The sequence below is a fragment of the Pseudomonas sp. PvP009 genome, assembly GCF_017832995.1.
In the GTDB taxonomy this organism is placed as follows: domain Bacteria; phylum Pseudomonadota; class Gammaproteobacteria; order Pseudomonadales; family Pseudomonadaceae; genus Aquipseudomonas; species Aquipseudomonas syringae.
Genome location: NZ_JAFIBG010000001.1, coordinates 2557196 through 2579300, shown reverse-complemented (window position 1 = coordinate 2579300; position 22105 = coordinate 2557196). Strand labels below are relative to the sequence as shown.

Annotated in this window: 18 protein-coding genes and 1 pseudogene; 12 read left to right on the top strand and 7 right to left on the bottom strand. The window is 57.0% G+C overall.

Annotated elements, in window-relative coordinates:
* Nucleotides 1–310: 310 nt before the first annotated feature.
* Together JOE29_RS11520 and JOE29_RS11515 are read left to right on the top strand one after the other, a co-directional pair.
* On the top strand, nucleotides 311–1939 hold the full coding sequence (locus JOE29_RS11520) for a methyl-accepting chemotaxis protein (protein ID WP_024960362.1): 1629 nt from the start codon (nucleotides 311–313) through the stop codon (nucleotides 1937–1939).
* 232 nt (nucleotides 1940–2171) lie between these two features.
* The gene (locus JOE29_RS11515; RefSeq protein ID WP_210079520.1) at nucleotides 2172–3341 is read left to right on the top strand and encodes a DUF2252 domain-containing protein; all 1170 of its coding nucleotides are present in this window, start codon (nucleotides 2172–2174) and stop codon (nucleotides 3339–3341) included.
* Nucleotides 3342–3446: 105 nt separating this feature from the next.
* On the opposite strand, the gene JOE29_RS11510 is transcribed toward JOE29_RS11515, so the two are convergent.
* Together JOE29_RS11510 and JOE29_RS11505 are read right to left on the bottom strand one after the other, a co-directional pair.
* Nucleotides 3447–3887, bottom strand: coding sequence for a TspO/MBR family protein (locus tag JOE29_RS11510; protein ID WP_046235544.1), 441 nt, complete (start codon nucleotides 3885–3887; stop codon nucleotides 3447–3449).
* A 155-nt stretch (nucleotides 3888–4042) separates the two neighbouring features.
* Nucleotides 4043–4726, bottom strand: a complete 684-nt coding sequence (locus tag JOE29_RS11505; protein ID WP_058444266.1) for a GntR family transcriptional regulator — start codon at nucleotides 4724–4726, stop codon at nucleotides 4043–4045.
* Between the two features lie 288 nt (nucleotides 4727–5014).
* On the opposite strand from JOE29_RS11505, the gene JOE29_RS11500 reads away from it, so the two are divergent.
* From JOE29_RS11500 to JOE29_RS11485, 4 genes are all read left to right on the top strand, one after another.
* On the top strand, nucleotides 5015–6100 hold the full coding sequence (locus JOE29_RS11500; protein ID WP_058444264.1) for a phosphotransferase: 1086 nt from the start codon (nucleotides 5015–5017) through the stop codon (nucleotides 6098–6100).
* 26 nt (nucleotides 6101–6126) lie between these two features.
* Nucleotides 6127–7482, top strand: a complete 1356-nt coding sequence (locus tag JOE29_RS11495) for an aspartate aminotransferase family protein (protein ID WP_210079519.1) — start codon at nucleotides 6127–6129, stop codon at nucleotides 7480–7482.
* A gap of 191 nt (nucleotides 7483–7673) precedes the next feature.
* Entirely contained in the window at nucleotides 7674–8342 is a 669-nt protein-coding gene (locus tag JOE29_RS11490; RefSeq protein WP_003426786.1) for a haloacid dehalogenase type II, read from the top strand.
* 40 nt (nucleotides 8343–8382) lie between these two features.
* Nucleotides 8383–9708 carry an FAD-binding oxidoreductase gene (locus JOE29_RS11485; protein WP_058444259.1) on the top strand — a complete coding sequence of 442 codons (1326 nt, stop codon included), beginning with the start codon at nucleotides 8383–8385 and terminating at the stop codon, nucleotides 9706–9708.
* 26 nt (nucleotides 9709–9734) lie between these two features.
* Here JOE29_RS11485 and JOE29_RS11480 read toward each other — a convergent pair whose 3' ends face one another.
* Both JOE29_RS11480 and JOE29_RS11475 read right to left on the bottom strand, forming a co-directional pair.
* Entirely contained in the window at nucleotides 9735–10805 is a 1071-nt protein-coding gene (locus JOE29_RS11480; protein WP_210079518.1) for an alpha/beta fold hydrolase, read from the bottom strand.
* Nucleotides 10806–11293: 488 nt separating this feature from the next.
* Nucleotides 11294–12013 carry a Type III secretion system effector HopBA1 gene (locus JOE29_RS11475; RefSeq protein WP_235387547.1) on the bottom strand — a complete coding sequence of 240 codons (720 nt, stop codon included), beginning with the start codon at nucleotides 12011–12013 and terminating at the stop codon, nucleotides 11294–11296.
* 500 nt (nucleotides 12014–12513) lie between these two features.
* Between JOE29_RS11475 and JOE29_RS11470 the strand changes: the two genes are divergently transcribed.
* The gene (locus tag JOE29_RS11470) at nucleotides 12514–12978 is read left to right on the top strand and encodes a DUF3429 domain-containing protein (protein WP_044313151.1); all 465 of its coding nucleotides are present in this window, start codon (nucleotides 12514–12516) and stop codon (nucleotides 12976–12978) included.
* A gap of 145 nt (nucleotides 12979–13123) precedes the next feature.
* On the opposite strand, the gene JOE29_RS11465 is transcribed toward JOE29_RS11470, so the two are convergent.
* Together JOE29_RS11465 and JOE29_RS25455 are read right to left on the bottom strand one after the other, a co-directional pair.
* A complete protein-coding gene (locus JOE29_RS11465) occupies nucleotides 13124–14506 on the bottom strand; it encodes a gluconate:H+ symporter (RefSeq protein WP_137983825.1) in 1383 nt (460 codons plus the stop codon).
* 242 nt (nucleotides 14507–14748) lie between these two features.
* Nucleotides 14749–14982, bottom strand: a pseudogene (locus JOE29_RS25455) (GntR family transcriptional regulator); the annotation flags it as partial.
* 377 nt (nucleotides 14983–15359) lie between these two features.
* Here JOE29_RS25455 and JOE29_RS11455 point away from each other — a divergent pair.
* Complete coding sequence (locus tag JOE29_RS11455; protein ID WP_210079516.1) at nucleotides 15360–15824, top strand: DUF3429 domain-containing protein; 465 nt, start codon at nucleotides 15360–15362, stop codon at nucleotides 15822–15824.
* A 1035-nt stretch (nucleotides 15825–16859) separates the two neighbouring features.
* Entirely contained in the window at nucleotides 16860–17696 is an 837-nt protein-coding gene (locus JOE29_RS11450; protein ID WP_057406844.1) for a PhzF family phenazine biosynthesis protein, read from the top strand.
* A 207-nt stretch (nucleotides 17697–17903) separates the two neighbouring features.
* On the opposite strand, the gene JOE29_RS11445 is transcribed toward JOE29_RS11450, so the two are convergent.
* The gene (locus JOE29_RS11445; RefSeq protein WP_032661810.1) at nucleotides 17904–18845 is read right to left on the bottom strand and encodes a LysR family transcriptional regulator; all 942 of its coding nucleotides are present in this window, start codon (nucleotides 18843–18845) and stop codon (nucleotides 17904–17906) included.
* Nucleotides 18846–18976: 131 nt separating this feature from the next.
* Between JOE29_RS11445 and JOE29_RS11440 the strand changes: the two genes are divergently transcribed.
* Genes JOE29_RS11440 through JOE29_RS11430 form a run of 3 tightly spaced genes read left to right on the top strand, consistent with a single transcriptional unit; the run spans nucleotide 18977 to nucleotide 21993 of the window.
* Complete coding sequence (locus JOE29_RS11440; protein WP_003314918.1) at nucleotides 18977–20269, top strand: citrate:proton symporter; 1293 nt, start codon at nucleotides 18977–18979, stop codon at nucleotides 20267–20269.
* Complete coding sequence (locus JOE29_RS11435; RefSeq protein WP_210079515.1) at nucleotides 20270–21634, top strand: acyclic terpene utilization AtuA family protein; 1365 nt, start codon at nucleotides 20270–20272, stop codon at nucleotides 21632–21634.
* Complete coding sequence (locus JOE29_RS11430) at nucleotides 21631–21993, top strand: hypothetical protein (RefSeq protein ID WP_003426554.1); 363 nt, start codon at nucleotides 21631–21633, stop codon at nucleotides 21991–21993. Before JOE29_RS11435 ends, JOE29_RS11430 begins: the two co-directional genes overlap by 4 nt.
* Nucleotides 21994–22105: the final 112 nt, after the last annotated feature.

Below are 22105 nucleotides of genomic sequence, written 5' to 3'. Positions count from 1 at the left end.
CCTGTTCATAAAATCCAATCCATGCCGATAACGTCAGGGATTGCGAAAGGTTAGCGTGCAGTGAACAGCGCTTTCCACCTCTCACGACCTGTAAAGCTAACGGCTTGACGGCAGATAGCCACTACGCAGTGACGCCGTTAGTTGCTGTTATAAACAGGTTCCGCTCTGGCATAGAAATTGGATAGCCATTTCCGTAGCCCGATGAACCGCTTGTAGAAAAGGTACCTAGAACCACGTGCAACTAGTTGTCTCTAGTGCAGTAGGGCTTCCGGACAGAAGTGACCCCTTACTTAACGATGATGGATAATCAATGAACCTGATAAATCGCACCAGTTTCGCAAAAAAACTCATGGCCGCGTTCACCGTTTGCGCCGTGATCACACTGGCTGTGGGTGGTGTGGGTATGCTCGGTATCAACCGGCTTTCCGATGCCCTTGAGCTGACGTTCTCGAATAATCTGGTTTCAGTGGCCAACACCAACGAGACGATGACTGCCCTGACCACTCACAACCGCGGGCTTTACCGTTTGCTCGATGCCAAGGACACGGCCACGGCGGAGAAAATGCGCCAAAGTATCAATGCCGAGCTGGAGCGTGCGCAAAAAGTCTATGCCATCTACCGCGCGACTCCGTTGGAGGACGATGAACGTGCAGCGGGTGACCAGTATGACGCCTTGATGCCAGCCTACATGTCTGCTTCCCAGAATATCTTTGACCTGCAACAGGCCGGCAAACTGGAAGATGCGCGCATTCGGTTAAACGCGCTGGCTGACGGGGAGTTCAACAAGGCTCGCGGCTATCTGCAGATCATGATCGACTCCAACAAGCGCCAAATCAAAGAGGGTGCAGAAGCCGCTGACAGGTTGCAAAGCACCTCGGTATTCATGCTGACCGCGGGTGTTGTCATCGCGTTTGTGGTGGCGATCATGTTGGGTATTCTGATCACTCGCATGATTAGCGGGCCGCTGAGAAGCGCTATTGAAATTGCACAACGTATTGCATCGGGTGACCTGACCCAGAGCGTTTCCAGCACCCGAGGCGATGAAGCAGGGCAGTTGCTCAATGCGATCGGCACGATGCAGGGCAATTTGAAGCGGACCATTCAGGAGATTTCCAGCGCGTCCGATCAGCTTGCTTCGGCTGCCGAAGAGCTTGGCGCGGTCACGGAAGAAAGCACCCGCGGTCTTACTCGGCAAAATGACGAGATTCAACAGGCTGCAACGGCAGTGAATGAAATGACGGCGGCTGTGGAAGAGGTAGCCCGCAATGCGGTGTCTACGTCGGAGGAGTCGAAATCACTGGCAACCGACGCCGCTAACGGGCGGGGCCAGGTGGATAACACCGTCAAGGGCATCGGCACGATGGTCAGCGAGATTACCGAGTCGACGGGGTCTGTCACTACGCTTGCTGGCCACGTCCGGGATATCAGCAAAGTGCTTGAGGTCATCCGCAGTATCGCGGAACAGACCAACCTGCTCGCGCTGAACGCCGCCATCGAGGCTGCACGCGCCGGTGAGCAAGGCAGAGGATTTGCTGTGGTAGCCGACGAAGTGCGCGCTCTGGCGCACCGCACCCAGGCTTCAACGGTGGAAATCGAAGGCATGATCGGTACCGTGCAGTCCGGTGCCGACGGTGCGGTCGCTGCAATGAGCAAAAGCCTGGCGACGGCCACCAACACCCAGGAACTCGCTCAGCGCGCCGGCAGCGCCCTGGAAAAAATCACCAGCGGCGTGGGGATGATCAACGAGCGCAACATGGTGATTGCCTCGGCGTCCGAAGAGCAGGCCCAGGTGGCACGCGAAGTAGATCGCAACCTGGTCAACATCCAGGAACTGAGCGCACAATCGGCAGCAGGTGCCAATCAAACGAGCGCGTCCAGTCAGGAACTGTCACGCCTGGCGACTTCGTTCAATACCATGGTGGCGCAGTTCAAGCTTTAACGGGCTTTTGCAGGTGTATTTCCGGTCTGGTCGTCTGGACCATTTGGGCCGGGAATACACACTGCTTTTCCTTGTTTACGGGTCGACCTCGTCAGTTTCTGGGGCGACTCGCTTGAGGCTGATTTGAGTCTGGCTGCTGTATTAAAGACCAGACAATCGCCAGACTTGAAATATCTTGAAACATTCGTGTCACATGAAGAGTCAATGGAATAACCCTCTTCAAGGTTTTCCGATGAAAACGCCTCGCCCAAATACACGTCTCAAATCCCTCATCAACCTGCGCAATCTAAAGATGGCGCGGTCTGCGCACGCGTTCGTGCGAGGCAATACCGCCCAGTTCTATGAGTGGCTTCACAGCCAGTCGGGGAGACGCCTGCCCAGCGGTCCTCCGGTCTGGATCTGTGGCGATTGTCACGCCGGCAACCTGGGGCCCACGGGAGATTCGAGAGGGCGCATCGACATGCATATCCGCGACCTCGATCAAGCCGTGATCGGTAATCCGGTCCATGACCTGGTGAGACTTGGGTTGTCGTTGGCGACAGCTGCTCGAGGCTCGGATCTGCCCGGCGTTACCACCGCAAGAATGCTGGAAGAGATGATGCAGGGCTACGAAGAAGCTTTTATGGGCGACGACGATGAAGAGCCCGATCGTCCTGCACAAGTGAAAGCCGGAATGCGCAGCGCGGTGCAACGCACGTGGAAGCATCTTGCCAAAGAACGCTTCGAAGGTACGCAACCGACCATTCCGCTTGGCAAGCATTTCTGGCAACTGTCCCGTGCGGAGCGCGATGCAATCAAGGAGCTTTGTGAAACGCCGGAGATTCATGCGCTGGTGACATCGCTCAAAGGCCGGTCCCAGGATGACCGTGTGCGCTTACTCGACTCCGCCTATTGGGTAAAAGGATGCAGCTCTCTAGGGCTGCTTCGCTACGCAGTGCTGATGGGGGTTGGCGATGAAGAGGATGAAGAGTTCTGCCTGCTCGACGTCAAGGAAGCCGTCGCAGCAGCGGCACCACGTACGGCGAGGGCTCGCATGCCCAGAGACAATGGCAAACGGGTAGTGGAGGGCGCCCGGAACCTGTCACCCGGCCTGGGTAGCCGAATGGTTGCCGTGCGAATGCTGGATCATTCGTTCTTCATACGTGAGCTGCTTCCTCAGGACATGAAGCTGGAACTTGATGAGCTCACTGAGCAAGAGGCCATGCAGGCCGCAGCGTATCTCGCAAAAGTGGTTGGTAACGCCCACGCCAGACAGATGGACCTGGCCACACGCGCGGCGTGGATCAGGGATCTGCAAGCCAATCGGTCCGATACCCTGGACGCTCCCTCCTGGCTATGGTCGAGCGTCGTTCAACTGGTCGGCAGTCACGAGCAAGGCTACCTTGAGCACTGTCGGCGCTAAGCGCTGTAGCGCCTTATGAATGCCGAGATGAGCGGAACAGAATTCAGTTAATCGATATTCCGCTCATATTCTTGGGGAACGCATAAGGCAGTCAGCGTCAGGTACTTATCGGTTGTGGCGCAGAATGGAAAAGTTCAGCGCCGCTGCCACCGAGAGCCAGACCAGGTAGGGGAACAAAATCAGCCCGGTGATGATGTCCAGTTGCAAGGCCATTACGATCATCGCGGCAACCACGATCCACAACAAAACCAGAACAACCATCGCAGCAAAGAGGCGGTTCGCGCCAAAGAATACCGGCGTCCACAACGTATTCAGCGCAATTTGAGCCGCCCACAAGGCCAGCACGCTCTCGCTGCCGGGGATCAGCGTCAGGCGATAGCCTGCCCAGGCGAGAAGCAGATAAATCGTCGTCCACGCCACCGGAAACGCCCAGTCAGGCGGGGTGAAGCTCGGTTTTTCAAGAGATTCGTACCATGCTCCCGGCTTGAAGATGATGCCGGTTGCTCCGGCGGCGCAGCAGGCTAGAAGGAAAATGAAGAAGGTCATGGGTTGTCCTGGGTCGAGGGCTTATGAGGCTGATCGGTGGTAGCGATACCCAGGTTTGACGCCTTTGCGTTGAAAAGGTCCGTTTTTTTGATGTGAGGGGCAGGGCGTAGGGGTGCAATGTCCCAGCATCGAATGACAAACGATGTTGCACGGCTTCACAGCGATTGCCGTCGCTCGAACTGTGCGCGTAACAGCTTGGCGCTCAAATCCTCCCAATGCTCGACGAACGCCGTGCGGGCTGTTTCGAAGTCACGGCTGCGAAGGCAGGCTATCAAGTGCTCATGGTCCTTGACGATTTGCTTAGGGTCCTCATAACAAGGCTGTTGCAGCACCAGCAGCAGTTCAATCTCGCTTTCCAGCATGGCATAGCTGCGCTGCAGGCGTGCGCTGCCACTGGCGCGGATGATCGCCCGGTGGAAGTCACCATCAGCGGTGACAATGTCTGAGCGCGGGGTATCGGGTGCGGCATTGCGCAGTCTTTCCACGGCGTCCAGCGCATCAGCCGGGACCGTGCCATTGAGGATAATCATGCGCACCGCTTCAGTTTCCAGTACCCCGCGCAGCCGGGCGATGTCGACGACGTCGTCCGGGCCGAACTCGGGTATGCAGAATCCGCGATGAGGCACTTTCAGCAGCAAGCCGAATGACACCAGCAACTGTGCCGCACTGCGAAACGTGTTGCGCGCCACTTCGTACTCTTCCGCCATCTTGACGTCCCGAAGGAATTCGCCTGGCTCGAAGTCACCGTTCAGGATCCTGGACTTGAGCTTCGCGGCCAGTGCTTCGACCGCCGAGAGCCTGGCTGGGGATGTTTCGATGTTCGCGCTGGAAAGAATCATGGTAACCACGACGGGGGTTGGGGCTCGATAGAGTGCGCGATTCTAGTACGACTGGGTGTGCGCACACCAGTAAGCCACCCAGCTTCTTTTTAATTTGTACAACAATTTTATTTTTCAATATTTTTTAACATCATTTCAACCATATGATTATTAAGACTTTTTAAAAGATATCATCTGCAAATCAGGCCTTTCAGCCAAAATATTCGCTTCCAATAAAAATAGTTGTAGCACAATATCTGCGCATCGACGTCGTGCCATGCACGGCTTTGCCGGCCCAGGAGTCCAGCGATGCAAGTGATTGGGAAAGATCAGTTCAGCGAAAGCCTTATCGCCTTGCAGGGCGATTTGGCGGCGCCTTTCACGCCAGTGTCGCTGGAAGAAGGCCGGCGTATCGTGCTGGAGCAATTTGGTATCAGCGCGCAGTTGACGCGATTCGCCACAGAAAAAGACGATACGTTTCGCTGCGATTGTTCAAGCGGTCAGTCCTATGTGCTCAAGATCGCCAACCCGCAGGAGTCGCCCATTGAGCTGTCGCTGCAAATCGAAGTCATGCAGCATATCGGGCGCAGGGCACCCCAGCTGCCGATTCCCAGGGTTTACCCCGCGCTGGACGGCGGGTACCTGACCACTGTTGTAACCGCAAGCGGCGAGTCAAGGCAGGTAAGGCTTCTGAGCTTTCTGCCAGGTACACCCTTGGACAAAACCACCCTCAACGCCCAAGGGCGCGAGCAGATCGGCCAATTGCTTGCGCACCTCAGGCTGGCCACTGCCGACTTCGCCCACCCGGCAGAGTCCCGCCAGGTGTGCTGGGATGTGCAGCACCTGCGGGTGCTTGAGCCCCTGCTCAATGGTGTCGTCGAGCCCGCGCGTCGGCACTCGCTGGAGCGGGCGCTCGAACGCTTTGGCGAGGTGGAGGGTTTGATCGCCGGGTGCCGACAACAAGTACTGCATAACGACTTCAATACCTCGAACATCGTCATTGATGCGCATCGCCCGCAGTGCGTCGGGGCGATCATCGATTTCGGCGACACGGTCAAGACCGCCATTGCCATCGATGTGTCCACTGCCATGATGAACCAGTTGCTCGCAGTGCACCCCGGCCAGGACCTCGATATTTTTGCCCCCGCCAAGGATCTGCTCAGAGGCTACCTGCAAGTTGCCGACCTCACGCCTGAGGAGCTGGCGCTTATCCCTCATCTGGCCATGGCGCGCCTGGTTGCCAGAGCGTTGATTACCACCTGGCGCTCGCAGCTTTTTCCGCAGAACAGTGCCTACATCTTGAGGAACGCGGCGCCGGGATGGGGCCAGCTGGACTGGCTGCTTAACCGGTCACCGTCACAGATGTCAGCGCTTCTGATGCACTTCGCCCACTGATTCATCCATTGCTTAGGGGGTTTTAAATGAGCAACTCAAACATCCAGGCTGTCCGTGGAGACATGCCCAACGGCTTCAACCCTGCCAACGTTGATCGCCTCGACGCTGCTGCACGTGAACATATTCAGCGTCGGACCGATTTGCTGGGGCCTGCCTATCGATTGTTCTATAACGAGCCGGTGGGTGTCGTGCGTGGCAAAGGGGCTTACCTGTACGACAAGGACGGCAACGAGTACCTGGATGCCTACAACAACGTGGTGTCGGTGGGGCATTGCCATGCGCGCGTTATCGCCGCGATCACTGAACAGATGAATAAGCTGTGCAGCCACACTCGTTACATGCAGGACGGCATTCTTGACTACGCCGAACAGCTGCGCGCCACGGCGGACGGAGAGATGGGCGCCGACGGGCACTTGATGTTCACGTGCAGCGGTTCGGAAGCCAACGATCTTGCCATCCGCATTGCACGGCACCACACCGGCAATACGGGCGTCATCGTCACCGCCGAGGCCTACCACGGCAACTCGGCGACGGTGGCGGCCTTTTCGCCGTCGCTGGGTCTCAATGCCAAGCTCGACCCGTTCGTGCGACGGGTGCCTGCTCCGGACTCCTATCGCATTCCACGTGAAGCACTGGGTCGCTACATGGCCGACCAGGTTGCGGCGCAGATCCGCGATATACAGCGCCATGGCGGCGGCGTCGCAGCATTCATTGCCGACTGCCTGTTCTCGTCCGATGGCGTTTTCTGTGATCCGGTGGATGTATTCGGGCCTATCGCCGAGGTAGTGCGCAAGGCTGGAGGCCTGTTCATCGCCGATGAGGTCCAGTCGGGGTTTGGTCGCAGCGGCACGCATTTCTGGGGGCATCAGCGCCACGCAGTGGAGCCGGACATCATCACCATGGGCAAACCCATGGGTAACGGCTACCCGGTGGCGGGGTTGATGGTGCGTCCGGAGGTGGTCGCAAGCTTCGGTCGCGACATGCGCTATTTCAATACCTTTGGCGGCAACAGCGTGGCGATTGCGGCCGCCCAGGCAACGCTGGATGTCATTACCGAAGAGCAATTGATGGCCAACGCCAATCGTGTGGGCAGCCTGATAATGGCCGGCCTCAAGGACCTGGCTGCGCGGTATGAGCACATTGGCGACGTGCGAGGCACCGGCATGTACTTCGCCGTCGAGCTGGTAAAGGACAGGGCCAGCAAAACGCCCGACATGCAGACTGCTCTGCGCCTGGTCAACCATCTGCGAGAAAAACGGGTGCTCATTTCCGCCACGGGACCCGATGCGAGCATTCTGAAAATTCGCCCGCCCTTGATCTGGACAGCCAGGGAGGCGGGTCGTCTGCTTGACGCTTTGGAAAGCGCTTTTGCCGAGTTGTAAAGCCCACCCCGGCGTCTCGACAAAGTCTGCTGAGACGTGCCTTTTAAACGGTGTTTTGTATCAAGCAACCCTGCATTTAACCGCTTATTTACGGCCTCATGGTGGTGTAATGACCCCATGATGGCCAGATGCTCGGCACACCACAGCGGTTTGCGCCGTAATGACCTCATCACTGATCAAGGACCGCATTCATGAGCGATCTTCGCCCTAAGTACATCACCTTCGACTGCTACGGCACATTGACCAATTTCAAAACCGCAGCCCTGACGCGGGATCTGTTTGCCGATCGCATACCGGTTGAGCGGATGGAACAATTCATCAAGGACTACGCGGCCTATCGCCTGGACCAGGTCATGGGTGACTGGCTGCCTTATGATCAGATTCTAAAGATAGCCCTGGCGCGCACGTGCAAGCGTTGGGGCATCGAATACCGCGATGAAGGTCAGGTGTATTACGACGCCGTGCCGACCTGGGGGCCACATCCTGATGTGCCGGCGGGTTTGGAGAAAATCGCTGGCAAGATTCCCCTGGTGATTTTTTCCAACGCCATGGACGAACAGATCATGTCTAACGTCGACAAGCTCGGCGCACCGTTTTACAAGGTCTTCACCGCTCAGCAGGCCCAGGCCTACAAGCCACGTCTGGCGGCGTTCGAATTCATGCTCGATAACCTGGGCTGCGGGCCAGAGGATGTGCTGCACGTTTCGTCGAGCTTTCGCTATGACTTGATGTCGGCCCACGACATGAAGATCAAGCACAAAGCCTTCGTGGCCCGGGGGCATGAACAGCCGGCCAATGCTGCTTTCGGCTACCACCAGATCGCCGATATCGGCGGGCTGGCCGGACTGGTCGGGCTCTAGCAACAGGTTTCTCTTTTGAACTCATGTGGATAACCAGAACATGCCAGCACCTTTAACTCCCGTGCATACCTCTGCAGATCTGCCGGCGGAGGCCGATGTGGTTGTGATCGGCGGCGGTATAATTGGCGCGTTTACCGCCTATTACCTTGCCAGGCGCGGCATGAAGGTCGCACTGGTCGAAAAGGGCCGCATAGGCGCCGAGCAGTCAAGTCGTAACTGGGGCTGGTGCCGCCAGCAGAATCGCGATGCGCGTGAATTGCCGATGGCCACCAAAAGCCTGGAACTGTGGGAGCAATTCGCCGAGCAATCCGGTGAACAGACCGGTTTTACGCGGTGCGGCTTACTCTACCTGAGCAACAACGAGCAGGAGCTGGAAGGGTGGGCACGCTGGGGCGAGTTTGCGCGGACCGTCAACGTGCAGACCCAGATGCTCACCGCCGAGCAGGCCGCCGAACGGGGCAGGGCAACAGGCAAGCCTTGGAAAGGCGGGGTGTTTGCGCCTACCGATGGCATTGCCGACCCGTCCCGCGCAGCCCCCGCAGTCGCGCGCGCGATCATGGCACTGGGCAGTAGCGTGCATCAGGATTGCGCCGTGCGGGGCGTCGAGACCGAAGGCGGTCGATTGTCGGCAGTGGTCACCGAAAAAGGCACCATACGCACCCGGCTCGCAGTGCTTGCCGCAGGCGCCTGGGCATCTTCGTTCTGCCGCCAGTATGGTATTCGCTTCCCGCAAGCGACGATTCGTCAAACCGTGCTCTCAGTCTCCGCCCCGAGCCAGGAAATTCCCAGTGCGCTGCATACCACCGGCGCGTCCATGACCCGCCGCGTTGATGGCAGTTACACGCTGGCGATAAGTGGCCGGGGGCGAGTCGATATCACGCCGCAGTTGCTGAGGTTCTCTACCCAATTCCTGCCGATGTTTCAGCGCCGCTGGCGCAACCTTGCCCCTGGGGGGCTGGAAGGCTGGCAAGCAGGCCACGAAAGCTTGAAGCGCTGGCGCCTGGACCAGCCCACGCCGATGGAGAGAATGCGCATTCTCGACCCAAGCGCTGACGCCTCCGCAGTTGCGCTGACTTACAAGCGCGCGGTGGAATTGGTGCCGGCACTGCAGGGCACGTCAATCCAGGCGTCCTGGGCCGGTTACGTGGACAGTACGCCGGACGGCGTTCCCGGTATTGGCGAGATGGCCAGCCTGCCTGGGTTAGTGATTGCGGCCGGGTTCAGCGGACATGGTTTTGGCATTGGTCCGGGCGCGGGCCACCTTATTGCCGATATTGTCAGCGGTGTGAGCCCCATTGTTGATCCGCGGCCTTATCACCCGGACCGTTTTCAAACGTCCGCCTGGGGCAAGGTGGCGGACTTTTGAGCTGAAGCTGGGGCGAGGGGGTGGATTTATTTCACCTTTTCAGTCTCGCGCATAAACTGCCCGAGTTCCTTGCTATAGAACTTCGCCATGCTCGTGGTGCCGTGACCACGGGTGTCGGCACTGGCGGGGATAAGTAATAGCCGTGCGTGCTTGAGTTCTTTCATCGACGCCTCCATCAGACCTGTTTCCGGCGGGATGCGCTCATCGTCCGCCGAATTGATGGCCAGCACCGGCGCCTGGATTTTCTTCAGACCGGGGGCTGCGTTGAAGTCGGCGGAAGATTGCCATTGGTAGATAAAGTCATTGGCGTCGGCGGTTTGTGCAGCGCTGAGGCGTTCATCCACCAGCTTATCGGCCTGAGCGCGGGTCGGGGCAGCCGCCTGATACGCCAGGGTGCCGCCACTGGTCGCCACGCTGAACATCGCGTTTGCCAAGCGCAAGGAGGGTGGTTGCGTGCTGTAGTTACCGTTGTTCCAGGCCGGGTCTTGCTTGATCGACTCCACCAGCAAGCGGCGCATCATCCAGTTGCGGGATGACATTTCGGTGGGTTGGGACGCCATGGGCACCAGTGCGTCCATCATCTGCGGCCAGTTCTGGCCCCACATCCAGGTTTGCATGCCGCCCATGGAGTTGCCGATGATCAGCCTCAGGTGCTTGATACCCAGGCCTTCGGTGACCAAGCGATACTGGGCTTGAACCATGTCGTCGTAGTTGTACGCCGGAAACCGAGTGCGCAAGCCGTCCGATGGTTTGCTGGACTGGCCTACGCCGATGCCATCGGTGGAAATGATGTAGTACTTGCTTGCATCCAGCGGCTGACCAGGGCCAAACAGCTCACCGCCAAAGTCCTTGCTCAGCATATCGCTGCCTGGCCGATAAGTGCCGTGCAGGAAGAGGATGGCGGGATTCTTGGGATTGCCAAGGGTGATGTAGTGCAGTTTGAGGTTGGCGAGTTTCTCACCGGTATGAAAGGTGAACTGCGGGGCAACCCAGTCGCCGTCGGTTGCGGCGGGTAAGGGTGCGGCACTGACGGCGGAGGCCAGTAACGCTACAGAAAACAACAGCCCGATCGCGGGACGTGAAATGAATCTATGCATGATTGTGTCCTATTATTTTTGTTTTAGGAGGTCCTGCGCTCAGATGCCTGCAGGAGTGATTACTTGGCGCGCGTTTCGCTGGCTCTTGGGATGGTGCCACCGCGGCGCAATGTCCCCGGTGTCGATACAGGGGATCTTGGTTCCCGTCCCGTTTTGTATTTTTTTCAGGGCGTCATGGATGTCGAAAGGATCATCGTCCAACGATCAGATAATGTTAAGTTAATTTTTATATAACATTACTTAACACCTTGGCGCAGCTTTGTTTTGAAGAACAGGCTTGAAAAAAAGCGAGTTCGCGCTTTGGCGAGGGAGCGGTGGAGGGGGTGAATGAGTTGCGCCCGCAAGAGGGTTGACCGGGCCGAAAGCCCAGTCAGCCCAGTCGAAGCGATGGAAACGCAGCTGGAAACCTCAAACGGTTTGACCGGAAGCAATGACCTTGCTCGGGATTTCGCCAGGACGTCAAATGGAATGGCTAAGGAAAATTTTCGTTAGTTATCCTCGCCAGCGATCACTATATGGCTATGCTCATCAGCATCATTGATTCTGCTAGAGCCTCTTCCAGTCAGATCAAACGAGATTACCAAGCCTGGCCGCATGTCTTTCGGGCCGTCAGTCTTGCTGTTGCTGAAATGGCCGGCACCGCCCCATACGATACTTTTGTTCGCGCAGACAGCGGAGGCCTCTCTTGTAGCCGCCGCATCCCACGCTACATTCAAAGCTAGCCTCTTTTTCATGTACAAAATTTTTTGCATCGGCGTTTTAGGCTGATCTATCGCCATTTTTCTATCAATTCCAGAAACATAAATTCCTGCACGATGAGCACTGCACAGCGCCTCAGAAACCTTGTCTAGCCAAGCGTCTCCGTGTCGCCCCCATGATGCTTCCAGAAAGTGTTTGACAGCGCTTTTTCCATCGTTCAATGCTTCTCTGAATGCCGCGCCATCGGAGTGCTTTACAAACTCTACAGCCAAGTGGTCGACGCCTGCATTTCTAAGTTTTGCAGCGGACTCGGTTATGAGTTTAGGTATGAAAAGCTTACCGTGCTCATCACCAATGTACACAAGGTTGTTGTCACTGGCTGCGCCGACTAGCGTATCAACGGGCCCACCCCTTGGAGGCCTGACATTTATACTGGGGTTGATACCTGCCGATGAGCTGCCTGAACTGACATAGCTGGTCGGGCTGGATGATGAAATTCTATTTAGCATATTATGTCCTTCGTTGTTCGAGCCACGTTAGTTGGGAGTGTCGCTATCACATCGAATGTCACGCACCAAAGGGTTCCAGACATCACCGTCGTCTAAGTGGCTCGTACTTGCTTGTCAGTTCCCTGATATCTGAAGGCCATAAGATTTGCTTTATTGCGCACGTGAAAGGGCAACAACGGTGGCGCGCAACGACGGGCAAAAGCACGGAAAGCAGGGTTTTTCTGCAGCATCAGGGCTCATTAGATGACTCCGTCAGCAAGTAGCAAACTGATTGCACTCCTTGAAGATCAACGCTGGAGTTTGATCTGGATAGGCCGGGCAGGGGGCCGATGCGGGATCTCGTTCAATTTGCCCAACGGGTCACTGCTCTCGGCTCAATCACGATATGGGGTTACCCTGAAGAGCGGGTAATAAGGCGGAGCTCATCTGCCATCAATGTCTCACTCAAGCGGAGCTTTTGGGCCTACAGTCTTGAGTGTCGCTCACTGCAAGGAATACAAATGAACGCGTTGCCTTCAACCTCTCTGCCAAAGCACGTCAGCCTGCTGGGTTATGGCGGTCTTTTGCCGTTTATTTCTCTGGCGCTGCTGATCCCGTTCTCTAGCGACTATCGGCCGCTGTTTGCGATTGCGCTTGTTAACTACGGAGCTGTCATCCTGAGCTTCGTTGGCGCCTTGCACTGGGGCTTCGCCATGACCGCGCAAGACATGAAAGCCGAGCAGCGCAACGGCCGGTTCATCTGGAGTGTCATTCCTGCACTTATTGCCTGGATTGCCAAGTTACTGCCAATGCCATTGGGTTGCTTGCTGTTGGTCATCGGCTTTGTTGTCCACCTCTGGCAGGACAGGCAGCTCTCGCGGGTTATAAGCTTGCCCGCCTGGTACCTTCCGATGCGATTACGGCTTACTGTCGTGGCTAGCGTCTGCTTACTGCTTGCCGCGATAGTTGAGGTGCTTCATTTATGAAGCCTCTCAAAATCAGAGAGCTGTAGTGGTCTAAACCTTCGAGCACAACATCACGCTGGGCGAATATCGAAGCATGCAACCGATGCATCACCGGTCACCCATGCGCTTGAGGGCGCAGCCGCATGGGCGGGGCGGGGCGGGGCGCTTAAACTGTAATAGCCGAATTCAGGATCAACACGACAATCAATCCGACCACAGCCACAATGGATTGAACCACCGAGATCGTCTTCGTCGCTTCTCCCATTGTCATGCCAAAGGACTCCTTTACCATCCAGAAGCCTGCATGATTTGCATAATTGAAAAACAGCGAACCGCAGCCGATGGACAATGCCAGCAAGGGCAGGTTAAGGCTGGGATCGGCACCCGCAAGCGGCGCGAGCAAGCCCGCAGCGCCTACGATACCCACAGTTGCGGAACCTGTAGAGACCGAGAGCAACATCGCAATCAGCCAACCCAGGATCAACGGAGGGAAGGCAGACTGTTGGGTCAAGTGCACAATGGCATCGCCTACCTTGGCACTCGTCAGCAGCTCCTGAAATGCCCCGCCTCCAGCGATGATCATGATGATGGAGGCGATAGGTTTGAGGCTTTTACCCAGCGAATCGCGCAGCTTTTCGGCGTCGCCACCGCGCGCCAGTACCAGGCTTGCGCCGGCGAAAAGCACGCCTAAGAGCATGGAGATCAGAGGGTTGCCCACGAAACTGGCCATCTGCAGGATCGCATTGCCCTTGGGTAGCAGCATCTCGGCGACGGCATTTATCAGCATCAGGATCGCCGGTAGCAGGGCTGCCAGTGCGCCGAGCCAAACCCCGGGGCGGTGTTGATTGTCGGCTTTTTCAGCCAGAGTAAACTGATCAAGTAATGCCTGGTCAGGCCTGGTGCTCATGCGCTTCGAAATGAACGCACCGTATAGCGGACCGCCCAGAATCATTGCTGGAATAGCCGCGATAAAGCCGTAGAGCATTGTCGGGCCTACTGAGGCTTTAAGCGCGGCGATGGCCGTCAACGGGCCAGGGTGCGGAGGTACCATGCCATGCATAGCGGCGAGCGCCGAAATCACAGGAACACCGACATAAACATACGCCGAGCCTTTGAAACGAGCCTGGCTTTCCAGCTTTCGCGCCACACTGAATATCAGCGGTAGCATGATCACCAGCCCCACCTCGAAGAACATGGGTATGCCAATTACAAACGCAACCATCATCATTGCCCAAGGAATCATGCGATCCGAGGTGCGCTTAAGGATGACCTCGGCTATTTGCTCCGTGACGCCAGCATCAGCCAGGATTTTGCCAAGCATCGCGCCAAGCGCAATTACGATCCCAACTGCCCCCAGTGTCTTTCCGGCACCGGCGATCAAATGAGCGACGATACTTTCGGGCTGCATTTGGGTGGCAAAGCCCACTCCAACGGAAACGATCAACAGGGCCAAAAGCGGGTGCATCTTGAGTCGTGACACGATCAGTGCCACCAGCACCAAGACGCTGACAAGCGCTGTCATTAGAAGTTGTATATCTAGGGTAGTCATGAAGAGGTCTCAGTAATGGGAGCGCTGAGGCTGTACTCAGCCTTGGAAAAAGTCGTAACGCTGCCGAAGCACGCTAAGAATTAAGCTTGGGAGCACCCGCGTGCAACGGCCGCATTAGGAAAGGCGAACACGTCGTATCCTGCTGCTATGCCAATGCCGTCAGGTAATTTAGGTGTTAAGCGAATAGGGGCGCGGGCACGTGCAGCACCAAGGTTGAGGCTTCTGATGTCCGGCAAGCGAAGAGGTCGACGGACAGATGTGCGACGCCCTTGTTGACGCTCCAGCAAACCTGCGTTGACCCTCGCATCTACCGCCTTGGGTACGATGCAGGTCGATAGCAGGTATTCAGCTGAAAGCGGCGTCTCCGTGGGAATAGCTTCGCCAGAGCGCCCCTGGATGTTTGCAATCTGCTGAGCCAAGGGGTCATCAAGGCGCTGATAAAGGGGTGTACGGCTATCGTTGTGCACAGCATTCATTGAGTGATTCACCTTGTTATATAGTCATTTATATGAATCAAGGTAAAGTATTTGTCCGACGATGAGAGATTGTCAAGAGTGGCCTTGTGGGTGTGGGTCGAGTCCCGGCAGCACTTGGTTCTTCACCATCAAGCGGGTGGTAGCTATCTAGTTCCGACAAACACCAGGTTGCGCGCTTTCGGAAAGCCTCAGCCGGGCAGGGGGCCGATGCGGAATGTCGTTGAATTACCCAAATGGTCACTGCTCTCGGCTCAATCACGATATGGGGTTACCCTGAAGACCGGGTCATAAGGCGGGGCCCACCTGCCATCAACGTCTCGCTCAAGCGGGGCTTTTGGGCCTACAGTCTTGAGTGTCGCTCACTGCAAGGAATACACATGAACGCGTTGCCTTCAACCTCTCTGCCAAAGCACGTTAGCCTGCTGGGTTATGGCGGCCTTCTACCGTTTATTTCTCTGGCGCTGCTGATCCCGTTCTCTAGCGACTATCGGCCGCTGTTTGCGATTGCGCTTGTTAACTACGGAGCCGTCATCCTGAGCTTCGTCGGCGCCTTGCACTGGGGCTTCGCCATGACCGCGCAAGACATGAAAGCCGAGCAGCGCAGCGGCCGGTTCATCTGGAGTGTCATCCCTGCACTTATTGCCTGGATTGCCACGTTACTGCCAATGCCATTGGGTTGCTTGCTGTTGGTCATCGGCTTTGTTGTCCACCTCTGGCAGGACAGGCAGCTCTCGCAGGTTATAAGCTTGCCCGCCTGGTACCTTCCGATGCGATTACGGCTTACCGCCGTGGCTAGCGTCTGCTTACTGCTTGCCGCGATGGTTGAGGTGCTTCATTTATGAAGCACCTCACAAGTGCACCAATCGCGAATTGACGGCGCTGGCGCAGAAATCCCTCCAATGACCAAGCTTCGGGAAGCTGGAAACATTGAGCTCCTGCAGAAGCTGGTCGAGCTTTATGGCGTGCAAGACCTGGACAACGTCGGATCGGGGCGTGACCATGAATACATCTGACTGAGGTCGAGGCGCGCCTTGCGATCGATGGCATCATCAATGATTTGAAATCGCCGCAGCGGCGTCTTTAGCCGAGCGCCGCTGTCGTTCATCACCAGTGTTAGTCAGCAAGTATTCTGCTGAGGCATTCGACAGCTTCGAGCGGCTAGGGGCGCGATGGGATCTCTTGGGTAAGCACTTGGAGTATTCGGTATGCCTTGCACTGCCTACAGATCCGGAGCCACGGATCTCGCGTTTGGCGCTGCGCTCCATCGAATGCCCGGTTTTCGGGGGTTCAGGGGATTTCGGGGTAAAAGGATGGCCGCAAGATCTCAGGAAACGGATCGGGCTGCACGGAGCCATTGTGACGACTCGCGTGCAGTGCCGTTGAGCGTGTTTCGTTGGGCAGGAACGCCGGCGGGCATCCGTGTGTGGGTTAGGTGGAATATACATGATTTAACATAATATACATTATGCGTAACAAAGTATTTCACAATCCAGGCCAGTGCCCACCGCATTTCACCAGGAAAAGGCTCCTGTCGAAACATGCCAATCAGCCTCGAATCTAACCTGAGCGAAACCGCCACTAACAAAAACTTGATCGCGGCGATTGAAGCTGAGCTTCCGGCCTTCCGAACGATGTCAGTGGCGACCGAGAAAAACAGAAGCTCAAACTCACTGCATTACCAGCACCTGCGGAGTTTCTACGCACGTTGATCTATCAACAGTACGCTCGCCGAGCGAGCCCTGCGCTGTATCCACCTGGACGCAAGACCTGGCTCTTCGCCGGGAATTTTGTGCGGCGGCAAGCGCGCATCCATGTGGACACTCTCCTGCGATGTATTTAGGGTTACCATTCCACGCAAACCAACCTACGAGAGCTTCATGCCCAATACACTGAGTTTTCACCAGGTTGATGTATTCGCTAACAAGCCCTTGGAAGGCAATGCCCTCGCAGTCGTAAGCGACGCCGATGATCTGACCACCGAACAAATGGCCGCGTTCGCACGTTGGACAAACCTTAGCGAGACTACATTTCTCATGCGTCCTACCCATCCTGATGCGGATTATCGCGTACGTATCTTTACGCCAATGCGTGAACTTCCCTTCGCTGGCCACCCTACCTTAGGCAGCTGTTACGTGTGGCTGGGGGATAATGGTTTTTCGCAAAGTAAAGAAGTCGTTCAGGAGTGTGGTGCAGGTTTAGTTAACATCCGCCGCGACGGCACTCGCCTGGCTTTCGCGGCACCACCATTGCTGCGTGGAGGTGCGGTTGAAGGCGATGTTTTGCACCGCATCATCGATGGATTGGGTGTCGCACCTGACCGTATTATTGCGAGCCAATGGGCAGACAACGGTCCGGGTTGGGTTGTCGTAATGCTGCGCTCGCGTGAAGAATTGTTGGCAATACATCCAGACTATGCGGCACTGAATGGGTTAAATGTAGGAGCCTTTGCGCCTTGGACCGGGCGAGAGGCAGGAGCTGATGTCGAAGTTAGAGCCTTCATTAGTGACAGGTCTGCCGAAGACCCTGTTACTGGTAGCCTTAATGCCAGCCTTGCCCAATGGCTAATACCAGCCGGGCTAATGCCGAAACGATATACTGTCAGCCAAGGTACGGCTTTAGGGCGTCACGGACGAATTCAGGTAGAACAAATTGGCGAGCGCATCTGGGTTGGTGGTGAGGTTCAAAAATGCATTACCGGCCGAGTCTCTTTTTAGTAGATGATTGAAAATCCGGTTGAGTCAGTGAGCTTTTCAGGACGCTTTTCCAAGGAAACTTGAGAAACCAGAACAACCGCCCTCACCCAACCTTAAAATCACTGAGATTAATAACTCAACTAAACAGTCATTTAGTTGAGTTATCCATCAACACCAACAAGCGCCCCTCCTGCACTTTACCCAAACATAAAACACTACAGCTGACGATCAACGGCGCGGCATAACAGTCTCATTATGAGCAATAGCTTCAGTACGGCTGTGATGGCCGAGCGTGCGCAGATCCTCCAGCAACCGAACAAATTCGACGACGGCGGGAGCCATTGTTTGCTCCGTACGGGTAATAAGCCCAATCTGCCGAACAACGCCCGGATGATCGATTGGCACTTTACTCAGGTCTCCCCGCCCATCGTCCGCCGACTCCGGAAGAAGCGTAATGCCCTGCCCCTGTCTGACCAACGCCAGTACCGTAGACATGTAATTGGCTTCCAGACCCGCAGATAAAGGCAGTTGCTCGTCAGCAAACACTCGCTCGACAAGATCGCGAACACTGCTTTCCCTGCCGGTAAGAACGATCGGGAAACCAGCTATCTCGTTCAGTTTCACTGCGCGGCGATTCGCCAAGGGATGGTCTTTTGGAGCGAACAGGCACAACCGGTCTTCCAGGATGGCGTTGAACTCCAGCCCATGGGTGGGCCGAGCCTGCACGCCTAATCCGAAATCCACTTCGCGCTCCATGACAAGCGCATCGATTCGTTGCGCGACGACATCTCGCAGCCTGACCTCGACACCGGGAAACCGTTCGCGAAACGTCTTCAAAACTGCAGGCAGTACGCCTGAACACAGCGACGGCAACGCGGCGATCGTGATCAACCCGCGTCGTGAGGCTGCAATGTCCCGCGCGGCACTAACGATGTTGTCCAGATCCAGCAGCAGTTTCTCCATAGGCAAAAGCGCATTTTGGCCAGCCCCGGTCAAGCAGACATGACGTGGGCTTCGTTCCAGCAAGGCAACGCCGAGCCAATCCTCCAGTTGCTGGATTTGCACGGTCAGTGCAGACGGCGACAAGTTGAGAGCGGTTGCAGCCTTGGAAAAACTGCCGGTCTGAGCCACTGACAGGAAGGCGCGAATGTGCTGGATCGAATTCTTCATTTTGTTTTTCCGAATATGACCCACTGAATATTTCAATTCACAGAGCATAGCGTCGTTGCTATTACTCTTGCAAAACAACAATAGGGCGTCTCGTCGCTGCCGCGCACAGGGATGCCAAAGAGGACCAGCCTATGCTCGCCACACTCGGTGTGATAACCATCCTTGCCATGCTCGTCAGCATTATGAGCAAACGCATATCTCCCCTGGTTGCCTTGATCGCCCTTCCCATCATCGCCGCCCTCCTCGCTGGTTTTGGTCTACAAACCAGTGGTTTCATCATCACAGGCATCAAAAACGTTGCGCCCGTAGTCGGGATGTTTGTGTTCGCCATCCTCTTCTTCGGCATCATGACGGATGCCGGCATGCTCGATCCGATCATCGACCGAATCCTCAAACGGGTCGGTACACGGCCAACCCGCATCGTCATGGGCACCGCACTGCTGGCGCTGTTGGTGCATCTGGACGGCTCCGGCGCGGTTACCTTTCTCGTGACCATTCCCGCAATGCTGCCGTTGTACACGCGCCTTGGCATGGATAAACGCATACTGGCCTGCGTGACGGCGATGGCTGCGGGGGTCAACTTCCTGCCCTGGACGGGCCCGGTGCTGCGCTCCTCCGCCGCCCTTCATGTGCCGGTTTCGGATCTGTTTCAGCCGCTCATTCCGGTGCAGATCGTCGGACTGATCTTTGTCTTCACCTGCGCGTTTTTCCTGGGACGGCGCGAAGAGCGACGCCTCGGCCTGGGCCCCGACAATCTTGATGTAAAACCCCACCAACGCGTGCTTAGCGATGCCGAGCGTGAACTGCGCAAGCCTCGGCTGTTCTGGGTCAACCTGCTGCTGACGCTGGTGGTAATGGGCGTGATGATCGCGGGCGTTGTCGATCCGGTGGTGATGTTCATGCTCGGCACCGTGATTGCCTTGTGCATCAACTACCCCGCCGTGGACGCACAACGGGCACGCATCGACGCACACGCCAAAACAGCCCTGACCATGGCCAGTATTCTGCTCGCTGCTGGGGTGTTCACGGGAATCATGCAAGGCACCGGGATGCTGAAGGCCATGGCAGAAGTGGCCGTGGGCCAGATCCCGGCCGGGCACGGCAAGCTGATCCCGGTCGTCGTAGGCTTTCTATCCATGCCCTTGAGCCTGCTTTTCGATCCGGACTCTTTCTACTTCGGCATCATGCCGGTGGTCGCCGAGGTCGGCAAAGCGCTCGGCGTTGACCCGATGCAGGTCGCGCAAGCGTCGCTGCTCGGCGTGCATACCACCGGGTTCCCGGTCAGCCCGTTGACGCCAGCAACCTTTCTGCTGGTCGGCCTGTGCAAGATCGAACTGGCCGACCATCAGCGCTTCACTATCCCTTTCCTGTTTGCGGCCTCGGTCATCATGACCCTGACCGCTATGGTCATAGGAGTTTTCTGAATGAAAACAATACGGATTGGTTCAGGGGCCGGTTATTCCGGCGACCGCATCGAGCCAGCGATCGAGCTGGCCGAGCATGGGCAACTGGATTACCTGGTATTTGAATGCCTCGCGGAACGTACCATTGCGCTGGCACAACAGTCGCGTCTGGCAGACCCATCAGCAGGCTACGATCCATTGCTGAGCGAGCGCATGCGCCGGGTCTTGCCTTTTGTGGGCAAAGGCGTTGACGGTACGCGCCGTCGCTTGCGAATCATCACCAACATGGGGGCTGCAAATCCGCTTGGCGCCGCAAGTGAAATACGCCGGATAGCGGCAGATCTTGGCCTGACGGGCTTGAAAGTCGCAGCGCTGACAGGCGATGACGTGCTCGCAGCCCTACTGCAACAGCCCGATCGAACCCTCGACAACGGCAGGTCTCTGCGATCCCTCGGCGACAGACTCATTTCGGCCAATGCCTACCTTGGCGCAGAAGGAATCATCCAGGCCTTGCGCGCCGATGCTGACGTGATCGTTACCGGAAGGGTCGCTGATCCGTCACTGTTTCTCGCACCGCAAATGTTCGAGTTCGGCTGTGCCGAGGACGACTGGGCATTGCTGGGCCGTGGAACCTTGGTCGGACACTTGCTCGAATGCGCCGGCCAGGTCAGCGGCGGCTATTTCGCGGATCCCGGTTTTAAAGACGTTCCCGACCTCGACCGCCTGGGCTTCCCGCTGGCCGAGATAGATGCGGCAGGCAATGCCGTTATCAGCAAAGTGGCGGGCTCAGGCGGCCGCATTGATACCGCCACCTGCACCGAGCAAATGTTGTACGAAGTGCATGACCCTGCCGCCTACCTGACGCCCGATGTCAGCGCGGACTTCACCCATGCTGGCTTCGAATCCATCGCGAGAGACGAAGTACGCGTTCAGGGGGCGGGCGGACACGCACGTCCCGAGACGTTGAAGGTGTCCGTAGGTTTTCTCGATGGCTGGATCGGCGAAGGACAAATGTCCTACGGCGGCCCCGGCGCGCTGGCCCGCGGGCTGCTGGCGAAGGACATCGTGCTCAAACGACTGGCTCTGACAGGCGTGGCATGTGAGGACATTCAGGCCGAACTGATCGGCGTTAGCGCCTTGCATGGAAGTCACCTGGGGGCGCGCGCCGAGGGCGAGCCCTGGGAGGTACGCCTTCGGGTCGCCGCGCGTTGCGTGGACAAAAGCGATGCGGTACGCGTCGGCAATGAAGTAGAAACCCTCTACACCAACGGCCCATACGGAGGCGGCGGTGCGAGCAAATCAGTCCGCCAGGTGGTCGCGGTGGCGTCACTGTTTGTGCCGAGAGACCACGTCAACCTGCACGTACACCTGGAGCTCCTGCCATGAACACCACAAAACTACGGGACATCGCTCACGCACGTACCGGTGACAAGGGTGACGTCTCCAATATCTCCATCGTTGCCTTTCACATCGACGATTATGCACGTCTGGCTGAGCTGCTCACGGTTGAGCGGGTCACTGCACACTTCGCCGAACTGCTGGACCTGAATGGACCACCCGTAAGGCGCTACGAACTGCCTTGTGTAGGTGCGCTCAACTTCGTCCTGCCTGGCATCCTGCGTGGCGGAGTCACACGGTCACTGGCGCTCGACGCCCACGGCAAGGCTCTGGGGGCCGCCCTGCTCGATCTGGCTCTGGAATGGCAAGCCGCGCCACCCGATGCAACACTTCGGTCGACCAGCTAACGGCGCACTTTGGCGCACCCTGCACGCATTGATGCAACAAATCCGTACCCGTTGAAAAATTGGTTCACCCACCGGCGGACCAATCCTCTCAGCATGCCGCGGACCAGTCGGG